Annotated in this window: 15 protein-coding genes and 1 pseudogene; 12 read left to right on the top strand and 4 right to left on the bottom strand. The window is 50.5% G+C overall.

All coding sequences use genetic code 11. The annotated features are described in order from the left end of the window. The 9 genes and pseudogenes from PGS25_RS08215 to PGS25_RS08255 form a co-directional block, all read left to right on the top strand. Nucleotides 1-1,183, top strand: a pseudogene (locus PGS25_RS08215) (helicase C-terminal domain-containing protein); the annotation flags it as partial. A 1-nt stretch (nt 1,184) separates the two neighbouring features. Continuing rightward, nucleotides 1,185-1,991 carry a DUF3849 domain-containing protein gene (locus PGS25_RS08220; RefSeq protein ID WP_270418258.1) on the top strand — a complete coding sequence of 269 codons (807 nt, stop codon included), beginning with the start codon at nt 1,185-1,187 and terminating at the stop codon, nt 1,989-1,991. Continuing rightward, nucleotides 1,988-2,332 carry a plasmid mobilization protein gene (locus PGS25_RS08225; protein ID WP_442865254.1) on the top strand — a complete coding sequence of 115 codons (345 nt, stop codon included), beginning with the start codon at nt 1,988-1,990 and terminating at the stop codon, nt 2,330-2,332. Before PGS25_RS08220 ends, PGS25_RS08225 begins: the two co-directional genes overlap by 4 nt. Before the next feature lie 155 nt (nt 2,333-2,487). Next, nucleotides 2,488-2,799, top strand: a complete 312-nt coding sequence (locus PGS25_RS08230) for a CD1845 family protein (RefSeq protein WP_002576210.1) — start codon at nt 2,488-2,490, stop codon at nt 2,797-2,799. A gap of 95 nt (nt 2,800-2,894) precedes the next feature. Beyond that, a complete protein-coding gene (locus PGS25_RS08235; protein WP_002576209.1) occupies nt 2,895-3,503 on the top strand; it encodes a type IV toxin-antitoxin system AbiEi family antitoxin domain-containing protein in 609 nt (202 codons plus the stop codon). Then, nucleotides 3,500-4,354 (top strand): nucleotidyl transferase AbiEii/AbiGii toxin family protein, encoded by an 855-nt coding sequence (locus tag PGS25_RS08240; protein WP_154473823.1) that lies wholly within the window; start codon nt 3,500-3,502, stop codon nt 4,352-4,354. The genes PGS25_RS08235 and PGS25_RS08240 overlap by 4 nt, the downstream gene beginning before the upstream one ends. Continuing rightward, nucleotides 4,351-4,659: a hypothetical protein gene (locus PGS25_RS08245; RefSeq protein ID WP_015528507.1), complete on the top strand. Its 309-nt coding sequence runs from the start codon at nt 4,351-4,353 to the stop codon at nt 4,657-4,659. The genes PGS25_RS08240 and PGS25_RS08245 overlap by 4 nt, the downstream gene beginning before the upstream one ends. A 54-nt stretch (nt 4,660-4,713) precedes the next feature. After that, nucleotides 4,714-6,129, top strand: coding sequence for a relaxase/mobilization nuclease domain-containing protein (locus PGS25_RS08250; protein ID WP_270418262.1), 1,416 nt, complete (start codon nt 4,714-4,716; stop codon nt 6,127-6,129). A gap of 276 nt (nt 6,130-6,405) precedes the next feature. Next, nucleotides 6,406-7,431, top strand: coding sequence for a radical SAM protein (locus PGS25_RS08255; protein WP_118667179.1), 1,026 nt, complete (start codon nt 6,406-6,408; stop codon nt 7,429-7,431). A gap of 53 nt (nt 7,432-7,484) precedes the next feature. Here PGS25_RS08255 and PGS25_RS08260 read toward each other — a convergent pair whose 3' ends face one another. Next, entirely contained in the window at nt 7,485-7,841 is a 357-nt protein-coding gene (locus tag PGS25_RS08260; RefSeq protein WP_149795267.1) for a winged helix-turn-helix transcriptional regulator, read from the bottom strand. Nucleotides 7,842-7,991: 150 nt separating this feature from the next. On the opposite strand from PGS25_RS08260, the gene PGS25_RS08265 reads away from it, so the two are divergent. Next, nucleotides 7,992-8,510, top strand: coding sequence for a nitroreductase family protein (locus PGS25_RS08265; protein ID WP_270418263.1), 519 nt, complete (start codon nt 7,992-7,994; stop codon nt 8,508-8,510). A gap of 46 nt (nt 8,511-8,556) precedes the next feature. On the opposite strand, the gene PGS25_RS08270 is transcribed toward PGS25_RS08265, so the two are convergent. Next, the gene (locus PGS25_RS08270; protein WP_002576195.1) at nt 8,557-8,874 is read right to left on the bottom strand and encodes an ArsR/SmtB family transcription factor; all 318 of its coding nucleotides are present in this window, start codon (nt 8,872-8,874) and stop codon (nt 8,557-8,559) included. Between the two features lie 83 nt (nt 8,875-8,957). Here PGS25_RS08270 and PGS25_RS08275 point away from each other — a divergent pair, with 83 nt between their 5' ends. Further along, a complete protein-coding gene (locus tag PGS25_RS08275; protein ID WP_002576194.1) occupies nt 8,958-9,323 on the top strand; it encodes an ArsR/SmtB family transcription factor in 366 nt (121 codons plus the stop codon). Nucleotides 9,324-9,370: 47 nt separating this feature from the next. On the opposite strand, the gene PGS25_RS08280 is transcribed toward PGS25_RS08275, so the two are convergent. Both PGS25_RS08280 and PGS25_RS08285 read right to left on the bottom strand, forming a co-directional pair. Continuing rightward, nucleotides 9,371-11,251: a heavy metal translocating P-type ATPase gene (locus tag PGS25_RS08280; protein WP_118207867.1), complete on the bottom strand. Its 1,881-nt coding sequence runs from the start codon at nt 11,249-11,251 to the stop codon at nt 9,371-9,373. 101 nt (nt 11,252-11,352) lie between these two features. Continuing rightward, on the bottom strand, nt 11,353-11,571 hold the full coding sequence (locus tag PGS25_RS08285; RefSeq protein ID WP_002576192.1) for a heavy-metal-associated domain-containing protein: 219 nt from the start codon (nt 11,569-11,571) through the stop codon (nt 11,353-11,355). Between the two features lie 41 nt (nt 11,572-11,612). Between PGS25_RS08285 and PGS25_RS08290 the strand changes: the two genes are divergently transcribed. Further along, on the top strand, nt 11,613-11,903 hold the full coding sequence (locus tag PGS25_RS08290; protein WP_147355567.1) for a hypothetical protein: 291 nt from the start codon (nt 11,613-11,615) through the stop codon (nt 11,901-11,903). Nucleotides 11,904-11,934 lie beyond the last annotated feature (31 nt).

The raw sequence follows: 11,934 nt of genomic DNA on the forward strand, positions 1-11,934 counted from the left end.
CCAGGGGATGCCTGCCGACCAGATCGCTTTTATCCATGAAGCTAACACCGAAGTGCGGAAAAAGGAGCTGTTCTCTAAAGTCCGTACCGGTCAGGTGCGTGTGCTTATGGGCAGCACCGCCAAGATGGGCGCAGGCACCAATGTGCAGGACCGTCTGGTGGCACTTCATGACCTGGACTGTCCGTGGAGACCGGGAGACCTTGCCCAGAGAAAGGGCCGTATCGAGCGCCAAGGCAACCAGAATCCCCTTGTCCATGTGTACCGCTATGTGACCGAAGGAACCTTTGACGCATATCTCTGGCAGACGGTCGAGAATAAGCAGAAATTCATCAGCCAGATCATGACTTCTAAATCGCCGGTGCGCTCCTGCGATGATGTGGATGAAACCGCCCTCAGTTTTGCCGAGATCAAGGCTCTGTGCGCCGGAGACCCCCGTATCAAAGAGCGTATGGATTTGGATGTGGAAGTATCCCGCCTGAAGCTGATGAAAGCCGACCACCAGAGCAAGCAGTATCGTCTGGAGGACCAGCTGCTCAAATACTTCCCGGAGGAGATTGAAAAGCACAAGGGCTTTATCAAGGGCTTTGAATCTGATCTGGAGGTTTTGGCAGCTCACCCGCACCCGGAGGACGGCTTTGCCGGTATGGAGATCCGTGGAGATCTGCTGACCGATAAGGAGAACGCCGGTGCAGCCCTTTTGGATGCCTGCAAGGAGGTCAAAACCTCCGATCCGGTGCAGATCGGCAGCTACCGGGGCTATGCCATATCCGTGGAATTTTCCGCTTGGAAACAGGAGTATACGCTCCTGCTGAAAGGACAGATGACCCACCGGGCAACCCTTGGTACAGACCCTCGCGGAAATCTTACCCGTATCGACAATGCCCTCGCCCAGATGCCCCAGCGTCTGGAGGCGGCAAAGGCCCAGCTGGATAACCTCTATCAGCAGCAGGCTGCCGCAAAGGAGGAAGTTGGAAAGCCATTCCTTTATGAAGAAGAACTGAGAAGCAAAAACGCCCGTCTGGTGGAGCTGGATACCCTGCTCAACATCGACGGAAAGGGACCGGCACACGATGAAGCTGTCGTTGCCAAAAGCACACGGCCTTCGGTATTGGATCATCTGAAACGCCCGGTGCCGCCCCGCAGTACTGACAAGAAACCAAAACAACATGAGGAGGTGCGATAACATGAATACCAACGATTTGAATACGGCCCTTTATGAAAAGATGGCCACTGAGCAGGAAAAATACAGGGACTGGTTGAAAAGCCAGCCCCCGGAAGAAATCCTGCACCACACCTATGAATATACTGTCCGTGAGGATATTGTGATGGCAATGGAGGAGCTGGAGCTGACCGACGCCCAGGCCCAGGCGCTTTTGGAATCTCCCTCTCCGTTGGCGGATGTGTACCGCTATTTTGAAAAGCTGGAGACCGGCTATATGGGTGTGATCCGGGACAGCATTGAAAGCCGTGCCGACGATGTGTGCAGAGCCAAAAAGGAACTGCTAACAACACCGGTCTATCCATATTCTGCTGCCTATGCGTCCGAGCATGGGGAAATGGCACAGTACAACCTCTCATATCAGGCGAACAGCGCCTGCAAAGAAGCCATTGAGCAGACCATCAGCGCCCACTATGCAGAGAATCGGCTGGATACGGAGGCTGCGGTCAAAGATGTGCTGGAAAAGTTCGGGACGGAACGGGTACAGTTTATTCTTGCCAACACCATCCAGCGCAAGAACTATGACGGGCGTATCTCTCAGGACAATAAAGCATGGGCAAAAAGCATTCCTACGCTGGAGGACAGCGGCGCTTCCCGCCACTGTGCCTATCTGGTGGTAGATCAGGTCAATCCCGGTTTGACCGACCTGTTCACCAGACAGTTCCGAAAAGTTGCTCAAGAACAGCAGAAAAGTTCTGTCCTGCAAAAGCTCAAACAGGAGCTGCCCGCCCATAAGTCTGCCGCCCCGAAAAAACGGGAGCCGGAGAGATAACCATGGCAAAGCGCAAGCGGGATGTTCCGGTTTTGTTTTGGGTGTCCGCAGAAGAACTGGAGCTGATCCATCAAAAGATGCAGCAATACGGGACAGAGAATTTGAGCGCTTATCTGCGGAAAATGGCACTGGATGGGTATGTGGTCAAACTGGATCTACCGGAGCTGAAGGAGTTGGTTTCCCTGATGCGCCGAAGCAGCAACAACTTGAATCAGCTGACCCGCAAAGTACATGAGACCGGGCGGGTTTATAATGCTGACTTGGAGGATATATCCCAGCGGCAGGAACAACTGTGGGAGGGTGTGAAGGAAATCCTTACCCAACTCTCCAAACTTTCATAACAGGGATAGATACTCCATTTGCGGAGGGAGGAACGGCGTTTCTTCGCCGCGCCTTCCTCCGCTTTTTCTTTTTGCCCGTATCCTTGCCTTTTGGCTGTGAGACAGGGATAATGGAATCAGGAACAGGAACTGTGATTTTGGGAGGAGGCATAACAATGAGGGCATTGGTATTTTTGTTGAAACTGCTGTTGAAGATCGTGATGGTTCCGGTGATTCTGGCGCTGACCCTGTTCGTTTGGATTTGTGTGGGGATCGTCTATGTCTCCGGTCTGGTGCTGGGGCTTATCAGCATGGTGATCGCCCTGCTGGGTGTGGCGGTTCTGCTGACCTGTTCCCTGCAAAACGGCATTATCCTGCTGGTGATGGCATTCCTTATTAGTCCCTATGGTCTGCCAATGGCTGCCATCTGGCTGCTGGGCAAGGTGCAGGACTTGAAGTTTGCCATTCAGGATTTGGTTTATGGATAAAATGCGCGGTCACAAAAATGCCAGACAGTGTCTGTTAAATTGCTATATTTACTTCTGTGCTACATTCGTGTATAATAGTAGCACGAAAGGAAGTGATGGATGTGACCAAATCAGAACGGTTTGAGCAATTAGACAGACTTCTGACCGAGCATGATGGGATGCTGCAAACCGCACAGGTAATCGCCAGCGGAATTGTAAAACCCATTTTTTATGAATATGTCAAAGAGAAAAATCTTCAGCAGGTTGCTCACGGAATTTATGTCTCCGAGGACACCTGGATTGATGCGATGTTTCTGTTACATCTGCGATGTGGTCAGGCAGTATTTTCCCATGAATCAGCGCTATTTTTCCATGACCTGACAGACCGGGAACCATCTCCATACGCTATCACGGTGCGCAGAGGGTACAGCACCACTCGCTTAAAGGCAGAGGGCCTTTCTGTTTACACCATCAAACCAGAACTATATGAGGTAGGGCTGACAACTGGCCAAACACCTTTTGGGCATACGGTTCCTGTCTATGATATGGAGCGCACCATCTGCGATCTGCTCCGCAGCCGAAGCAGCATGGAAATACAGACTTTTCAAGGTGCGCTGAAGATGTATGCCAGAAGAAAGGACAAGGATCTGCGGACTTTGATGCGGTATGCCGGTATGTTCCGGGTTGAAAAAATTTTACGGCAGTATTTGGAGGTGCTTTTATGATAAAGACAGCAAGGCAGCTAAAAGATTTGATTCGCAATCTTTCCAGAGAAAAATCTGCGGATGCACAGCTTTTAATGCGAAACTATATGATGGAGCGTTTTCTGGAGCGTATTTCCCTTTCTGAATATCGTGATAAATTTATTCTGAAAGGCGGGATGCTGGTAGCGGCAATGGTTGGACTGGATGCCCGTTCCACGATGGACTTGGACGCTACTGTAAAAGGAGCCAATGTTAATGTAGAGGAGATCGAGAACCTGATTTCTGCTATTGTGAGTGTGCCGATTGATGATGGCGTCAAATTTCAGCTGAAAAGCATTTCAGAGATTATGGATGAAGCGGAGTATCCTGGGATTCGGGTCAGCATGACTACAACCTTTGACGGTGTGGTGACACCTTTGAAGATTGACATTTCCACAGGGGATGCCATTACCCCCAGGGAGGTACGCTACTCTTTCAAGCTGATGCTGGAAGATCGCTCCATTGACATTTGGGCATACAATCTGGAAACCGTTCTGGCTGAAAAGCTGGAAACAATCATCACCAGAACCACCACCAACACCCGCATGAGAGATTTCTATGACATTTATATTCTGGATCAGCTCCACGGGAACACATTGAACCGGCAGACGCTCTATGATGCACTGTTGGCAACTGCCAAAAAACGCGGAACCGAACGGCATCTTGCAGAAGCTGTGGATGTTTTGAATGAAGTGGAAAGCAGTCCTGTGATGCAGAAACTTTGGGAATCTTACCGCAGGAAGTTTTCCTATGCGGCAGATCTGGAGTGGAACATCATCATGGGGGCGGTTCGCAGTTTATATGCGCTCAGTGAAAAGGAATCGAGCCTATGAAGAAGCATGGACATTATTGTAAAGTCTGCGGAGAATATAAGGCTAACGAAAAATTTTCCGGCAAAGGTCATGCGGCGCACATCTGTAAATCCTGTGCTTCTTTATCGCCGGAGAAACAAGCGGAGCAAATGACAGTAAACCGCTTACTGAATCTCCCTTGGCGGTTATCAAAGGAGCAGATTTCCTGGCTGAAAAACCGAATGAAAGATAAGCGCCCGGAAGTTCGTGCACTGGCAAAAGAACAATACGAGATGAGGTTTCCTCCGAAGCGGTTAGAGGACATCGAGGACGATTTTATAGAATAGCAAAAGCGGTCTGCACCATGCAGGCCGTTTCTTTTTTAGAAAGGAGGCCCTTCTATGGCAACCACACGCATCATGCCCCTGCATATCGGAAAGGGGCGCACTGAGAGCCGAGCAATCAGCGATATTATTGATTATGTGGCAAATCCGCAAAAGACTGACAACGGAAAACTAATTACCGGCTATGGCTGTGACAGCCGGACCGCCGATGCAGAGTTTCTGCTGGCGAAGCGGCAGTATATCGCCGCCACCGGGCGGGTGCGCGGGGCGGACGATGTGATCGCTTACCATGTGCGCCAGTCATTCAAACCCGGTGAAATCACGCCGGAAGAAGCCAACCGCCTGGGCGTGGAATTTGCCAAGCGGTTCACAAAGGGCAATCACGCCTTTGTGGTCTGCACCCACATAGACAAATCGCACGTTCATAATCACATCATCTGGTCGGCGGTCAATGCAGATTGTGACCGAAAGTTCCGCAACTTTTGGGGCAGCACCAAGGCGGTTCGCCGGTTAAGTGATACCATCTGCATTGAAAACGGACTGTCCATTGTAGAGAATCCGAAACTTCACGGAAAAAGCTATAACAAGTGGCTGGGAGATCAGGCAAAGCCCTCCCATCGGGAGCAGCTGCGGATGATGATTGACCGTGTGTTGGAGCAAAAGCCCGCTGACTTTGACGCATTGTTGAAACTGCTTACAGAAATGGGCTGTGAAGTATCCCGGCGCGGGAAAGCAATCCGGCTCAAAGCACCCGGCTGGAAGAATGTAGCCCGCATGGATGACAAGCTGGGGGCCGGGTACAGTGAAGCAGAAATCCGTGCGGTGCTGGCCGGTGAAAAACAGCATATGCCCCGTAAAAATTCCGTCGTGCAGCCGGAGCCGACCAAGGTCAATCTGCTGGTGGACATTCAGGCAAAATTGCAGGCTGGAAAAGGTGCTGGCTATGCTCGATGGGCTAAAGTTTTTAATCTGAAACAAATGGCGCAGACCATGAATTACCTGTCAGAGAACAATCTGCTGGAGTATGCGGTTTTGGAAGAAAAGGCTGCGGCTGCCACGGCACATCACAATGCTCTTTCGGCGCAGATCAAAGCGGCTGAAAAGCGCATGGCAGAGATCGCTGTTCTGCGTACTCACATCGTAAATTATGCCAAGACCCGCGAGACCTATGTGGCATACCGCAAGGCGGGTTATTCTCGAAAATTTCGGGAGGAACATGAGGAAGAAATCCTGCTCCATCAGGCGGCAAAAAATGCCTTTGACGAGATGGGTGTGAAGAAGCTGCCCAAGGTTAAGGACTTGCAAGCTGAGTATTCCAAACTGCTGGAGGAAAAGAAGAAAACCTATGCCGAGTACCGGCGCTCCCGTGAAGAAATGCGGGAGCTTTTAACGGCAAAGGCAAATGTAGATCGAGTGCTGAAAATGGAGGTAGAACAGGATGTTGAAAAAGAAAAAGACCACGGCCAGCGGTAAGCTGGTTCTGGTCAAAAGCGTTCGCAGAACGCGCAGCCACAGAATGAAATTCTGTGTTCAAAGGGGCTTGGGGCGCTGCCCTCAACAAGCAAGCGGAGAGGAAAATCACGGAGGGATTTTCTCCTCTGCGGGCCTGTGTGTATTAACACAGGCATTGCTTGCCAGTTTTGTTTGAGGTGCTACCCATACGGGAAGTGTCTACCCTAAAAGTGCGTTCTTGTTAAGCCCGCCGTGAAATGCTACCCTTAACATGAATACACTGAAAGGATAACCACCATGAAAGATATAGAAATCGGGCCTATTCGTCCACCTTCTGAAAGTAACAGCCTGCTAATCCGGGTCACAAGGGGATGCCATTGGAACAAGTGCTATTTCTGCGGGCTTTATAAATCCATGCGCTTCTCCATGCGCCCCATCGATGAAACCATCGAAGATATTAGGCGGCAGGCCCAGCTTAACCGGGGGAAAAAGATTACTTCCTGCTTCTTGCAGGACGGGGATGCCCTGGTGCTGAAAACAGATTATCTGCTCCGTATCTTGGAAGCGATCAATCAGAGCTTTCCTGATATGCAGTACATCACTTCTTATGCCCGCGCTGATAGTATCACCCGGAAAAGTCCGGCAGAGCTAAAGGCGCTCCGGCAAGCGGGCCTAAACCATCTTTACAGCGGAATGGAAACCGGCTCGGATCAGATACTGAAACTTATCAACAAAGGTTTTGACGCGGATATTGTTGTCCGAAGCGGCTGCATGGCAAAAGAAGCGGACATGATCTTGTCGGAGTTCATATTGCTGGGGATCGGCGGCAAGGAGCTGTCTGAAGAAAATGCTGCTCAAACAGCAAAGGCGCTGAATATCATCCAGCCAGATTTTATCCGTGTCCATGCCACGGGTATTAAGCCGGAGTCCAAGCTGGGCGAGTTTGTCAGGAATGGCTCTTTTGCTCTGCAATCGGAGGAAGAAATCGTTGTAGAGCAAAAGCTATTCTTACAACAGCTACATGAGATGGACAGTTACTATGTGAATGAACACATCGTCAATCTGCTTCTGGAGATCAGAGGAAATCTGCGGACGGAGAAACAGGAAATGCTCTCTACGATTGACCGCTTTCTGACCCTGCCACCGGATGAAAGGCTTTTGTTTGCTGTCGGCAGGCGGCTCAATATCTTCTTCCGCTTGGACGATCTGAAAAAGCCGAAGCTGCATCAAAAGGCCGGGGAAAGCCTGCAACAGATTTTAAGTAAGAATCCCCATGTGGACTTTGCCGCGCTGTGCAATTACGTCCGGCAGTCACAAATTTAGAGCAGAAAATATACGCTGGGCATAGCCGCTTTTCGTCAGCTATGCCCAGCATTTTATTTGCGGCTTTGACAGCATGGCGGCTGCACATCCAGGCCGTCCAGATAGCTGTTTCCCCATTGGCACATCGCGTCCAGAATGGGGACGATGCTCTGTCCAAATGGGGTAAGAGAATATACCGTCTTAGGCGGCTTTTCTGGAATTACTTCACGATGAATCATGCCGTTGTTTTCCAGATCGTGAAGCTGCTGCGAAAGCATCTTCGGCGTGGCGTTTGGAATCAGCCGCTGTAACTCCATATAGTGTAATGGATGGTCAATCAGATGCCAGAGGATCAACGGCTTATACTTGCCGCCGATCAAAGAAAGGGTTGCCTCCACGGGGCAGTTAAACTGATTGGTTTGACATTTCATAGAATGGTTCTCCTTTCCCGCAAGGTGCTATCTTTTTGGGAAGTATCTTCCGAAAAAGTGCATTCTTGCGGTTTTGTGTTCAAGTGCTACAATTAGGTCAATGGTTGATTTGATATGCTCAAAATAAAAATACTGAAAGGACTATATATTATGGATTTTATCACGATTGCAAAGCAGCGTATGTCGGTACGCGATTACAAGGAAACGAAGGTAGAGCCTGAGAAGCTGGAGCAGATTCTGGAGGCTGCTCATGTGGCCCCGACCGCTGCCAACCTTCAGCCGATTCGCCTGATTGCCGTTCAGAGCGAGGAAGGTCTTGCGAAGATCAGTAAAGCGGCCAATATCTACGGTGCGCCCCTGGCTATTATTGTTTGCGCCGATCACGATAAGGCGTGGGTACGGCCTTTCGATCAGAAGCAGACCGGTGACATTGACGCCTCCATCCTGACCGACCACATGATGCTCCAGGCCACAGAGCTGGGCCTTGGGACGGTGTGGGTATGCTACTTCGATCCCGCTGTTCTGCGTAAGGAATTTGACCTCCCGGCCAACCTGGAGCCGGTCAACATCCTGGTTATCGGCTACTCCAACGAAGGAACCGGCGATCCCAATCGCTTCAATAAGCAGCGCATCCCGATGAGCCAGCTGGTTTCCTACGAAACGCTGTAATTGAATACCCGCGCAGCCCCTGCAAAACAGCACAGGGGCTGCGTTTTTATCTTTCTGAAATATGAGCGTAGGTTTCTTCAAGAATCCACCGGATATGTTCGTCCTGCAAGGAATAAATCACGTTTTTCCCGGCCTTGCGTGATTGCACTAACCGGACAATCCAAAGCGCACGAAGCTGGTGGGATATGGCCGATTCTGTGACCTCCATCTTTTGTGCCAGTTCGCTGACGCAAGAATCTTTCTGCATCAGATACCAAAGTATCCGCATCCGTGTGTAATCGCCCATCGCTTTGTGAAGCTCGGTTAATTGTTCCAATTCGCCAGGGCTTGGAGCGGAAAAAGTTTTTTTCTCTGTTTCGTTCATGTATTTTTCTCCAATCTATAATGAAGCTGTTTGACAGACAAGAATTATGTCAGTATCATAGTCACAGGAAGGAGCTGATTTTTATGCCGCATTACAATCTACCCCATAACCACGGACAGAATATTGAAAAAGTCTTAAATAAGATGCCCTCTGCGGAAGGGTTTAAGGATATATCATTTTTATTTCAGCAGCTTGGCGATCCGACCCGGCTGCGGATTCTGTGGCTGCTGTGCCATTGTGAAGAATGTGTATGCAATCTCGCGGCGGCTGTGGATATGAGCGCCCCTGCTGTGTCACATCATCTGCGGATATTAAAAAAGAGCGGGATCATTTCAAGCCGCAGGGACGGAAAAGAAGTCTATTATTCGCTGTCGGACACGCCGCAGGCAAAGCTCCTGCATCATGCCATAGATGCGTTGTTTGAAGTATCATGCCCGACTGAACAATAAGGAAATGCGCCGCAGCGTGTGAAAGTTGCGGCGCATTTCTATTGCGCTTAACCCTGATTTGTGCTGCCCGCTGGCATATCCGGCAGCTTGACCCGCATGGCGCGGATGGCATTGAGAATCGCAATAATGGAAACGCCTACATCCGCGAACACCGCCGCCCACATATTTGCATAGCCTAGCGCACCTAAAATCAGAACCAGGAATTTCACGCCCAGGGCAAACACAATATTCTGATTTGCGATGCGGATCGTCTTACGGGCGATCTTCATAACAGCGGCAATTTTGGACGGTTCATCCGTCATAAGAACCACGTCAGCAGCTTCAATGGCCGCATCGGAACCCAAGCCGCCCATAGCAATACCGACATCGGCCCGCGCCAGTACGGGAGCGTCATTGATACCATCCCCAACAAAGGCCAACATACCTTTTTCGCTTTTCTGCTTCAGCAGGCTTTCCACGCGGTCAACCTTATCAGCGGGCAGCAGTTCAGTATAAACCTGATCCAGATGAAGCTGCCCTGCGACTTTCTTTCCAACGGCATCTGCATCGCCGGTCAGCATGACCGTTTTGCGGATACCGGCAGATTTCAGCAGCTTGATTGCGGCTGGAGCATCGGCCTTGATCTCGTCCTCAATGATGATACATCCAGCGTATTTCCCGTCACAGGCCAGATAGACCACGGTGCCGACAGCTGAGGATGGCGTGTACTTAATATGCGCTTTCTCCATCAGCTTGGTGTTTCCGGCCAGAATCGTTTTCCCGTCAATCACGGCCTGCACGCCGTGACCGGCAATTTCCTGGACATCGGAAACTCGGCTGTTGTCGATTTTCTGTCCATAGGCGTTTTTAATAGAAAGAGAAATCGGGTGGTTGGAGTAGTCCTCAGCGTATGCGGCCAGCTCCAAAAGCTGCGCTTCCTTCATGCCGACAGGGTGGATCTCGCTGACCGCAAAGGAGCCTTTTGTCAGTGTGCCGGTCTTATCAAAGACCACGACCTCGGTATTTGCCAGAGCCTCCAGATAGTTGCTGCCCTTTACCAGAACGCCGATCTTGGACGCGCCGCCGATGCCTCCGAAGAAACTAAGCGGAATGGAGATGACCAGCGCACAGGGGCAGGAAATCACCAGGAAGGTCAAGGCCCGGTAAATCCAGGTGCTGAATGGCTGCTGGGTAATCAGCGGCGGCAGGATTGCCAGCGCCAGAGCAGCAAATACCACTACCGGGGTATAATACCTGGCAAAGCGTGTGATGAAATTCTCAATACGGCCCTTCTTATCGCTTGCGTTTTCCACAAGGTCAAGGATTTTGGCTACGGTGGATTCCCCAAATTCTTTTGTGGTCTGAATGTTCAGGATGCCGGTCTGGTTGATACAGCCGCTGATGACCTCCATTCCCGGCTCCACCTCGCGGGGCATGGATTCTCCGGTCAGGGCCGAAGTGTCCAGGGTGGAGAAGCCTTTGAGAATCGTACCGTCCAGCGGGATGCGCTCTCCCGGTTTCACAACAATGGTTTCTCCGATCTGAACCTCGTCCGGGTCAACCTGAACCAGTTTTCCGTCCCTTTCGATGTTAGCATAGTCCGGGCGAATGTCCATCAGGCTTGCGATAGATTTTCTGGACTTGGACACCGCATAGGACTGGAACCATTCGCCCACCTGGTAAAACAGCATAACGGCGACACCCTCGGAATGTTCGCCCAAAATGAGTGCGCCGATGGTGGCAATCGTCATCAGGAAATTTTCGTCAAACACCTGTCCATGCAGGATGTTCGTGATTGCCTTCCAGACAATATCCCAGCCGACAACCACATAGCAGACGAGAAAGACCGCCATCTCCGCCAATTCAGGGAGATGGAGCAAGCTGCCTGCAAGAAACAGCACCGCCGCCACGATAATGCGTGTGAGCAAGTGCCTTTGTTTTCGTGTCATAGTGTATTCTCCTTTCGTTGCAGCATAAAGCGTGTCACGCTTTTTCTGTCTATTGATGAAAAACACCGGCTACCTTGTGGCAGCCGGTGTCCAGCTTTTCATTACGCCTTAACAGTCACATCCGGCTCGATCTGCTTAATCAGCGTCTTTGCTTCGGCCAGAACAGCGTCAAACTGATCGTCCGGCGCTTCCAGAACCATCTTCTGACCCAGGAAGTTGACGGATACGCTGGTCACACCATCAATCTTCTTCACGGCGTTCTGGATTTTGTCAGCACAATGGCCGCAGTCCAGGTCAAGCAGTTTAATGGTCTTTTTCATTGAGAAAGCCCCCTTTCATTTTGGTATTTGGTTGGCTTGATATGGCTGAACAATTAAAAGATTGTTTAATCGTTCATGCTGCCAGTATATTCACGAAAACCCTCAAAGTCAATGGATTTGGGAGCGGTTCTGCCCTTTGGATTGGAGAACCTGCCGATTGGATTTGCAGCAAAAAACCTCATTTCTCTTTGGATAAAAAAAGCTCCACTTTGGAGCAGACAAAGGAGAAGCAGGATAAGTATAATGAAAAACGGTCAAAGACCTTGTGCGTAAACTTTATGTTCGGGGCTTTAGCATCTTTCCCCCAAGATGCCAAACGCCCCTTTTCATAACGGTATTTAGTTCCCTACGGGGGAGGGGTAC

The sequence above is a fragment of the Butyricicoccus sp. AM78-15b2TA genome (assembly GCF_027665985.1).
Classification (GTDB): domain Bacteria; phylum Bacillota; class Clostridia; order Oscillospirales; family Butyricicoccaceae; genus Agathobaculum; species Agathobaculum butyriciproducens.

Coding starts and splice junctions, on each gene's coding strand:
- PGS25_RS08265 (WP_270418263.1), top strand. CDS start 7,992: ATGGATTTTATCACGATTGCAAAGCAGCGTATGTCGGTACGCGATTAC.
- PGS25_RS08290 (WP_147355567.1), top strand. CDS start 11,613: ATGGCTGAACAATTAAAAGATTGTTTAATCGTTCATGCTGCCAGTATA.
- PGS25_RS08235 (WP_002576209.1), top strand. CDS start 2,895: ATGGATGTGACCAAATCAGAACGGTTTGAGCAATTAGACAGACTTCTG.
- PGS25_RS08230 (WP_002576210.1), top strand. CDS start 2,488: ATGAGGGCATTGGTATTTTTGTTGAAACTGCTGTTGAAGATCGTGATG.
- PGS25_RS08245 (WP_015528507.1), top strand. CDS start 4,351: ATGAAGAAGCATGGACATTATTGTAAAGTCTGCGGAGAATATAAGGCT.
- PGS25_RS08250 (WP_270418262.1), top strand. CDS start 4,714: ATGGCAACCACACGCATCATGCCCCTGCATATCGGAAAGGGGCGCACT.
- PGS25_RS08275 (WP_002576194.1), top strand. CDS start 8,958: ATGCCGCATTACAATCTACCCCATAACCACGGACAGAATATTGAAAAA.
- PGS25_RS08280 (WP_118207867.1), bottom strand. CDS start 11,251: ATGACACGAAAACAAAGGCACTTGCTCACACGCATTATCGTGGCGGCG.
- PGS25_RS08255 (WP_118667179.1), top strand. CDS start 6,406: ATGAAAGATATAGAAATCGGGCCTATTCGTCCACCTTCTGAAAGTAAC.
- PGS25_RS08220 (WP_270418258.1), top strand. CDS start 1,185: ATGAATACCAACGATTTGAATACGGCCCTTTATGAAAAGATGGCCACT.
- PGS25_RS08260 (WP_149795267.1), bottom strand. CDS start 7,841: ATGAAATGTCAAACCAATCAGTTTAACTGCCCCGTGGAGGCAACCCTT.
- PGS25_RS08240 (WP_154473823.1), top strand. CDS start 3,500: ATGATAAAGACAGCAAGGCAGCTAAAAGATTTGATTCGCAATCTTTCC.
- PGS25_RS08270 (WP_002576195.1), bottom strand. CDS start 8,874: ATGAACGAAACAGAGAAAAAAACTTTTTCCGCTCCAAGCCCTGGCGAA.
- PGS25_RS08285 (WP_002576192.1), bottom strand. CDS start 11,571: ATGAAAAAGACCATTAAACTGCTTGACCTGGACTGCGGCCATTGTGCT.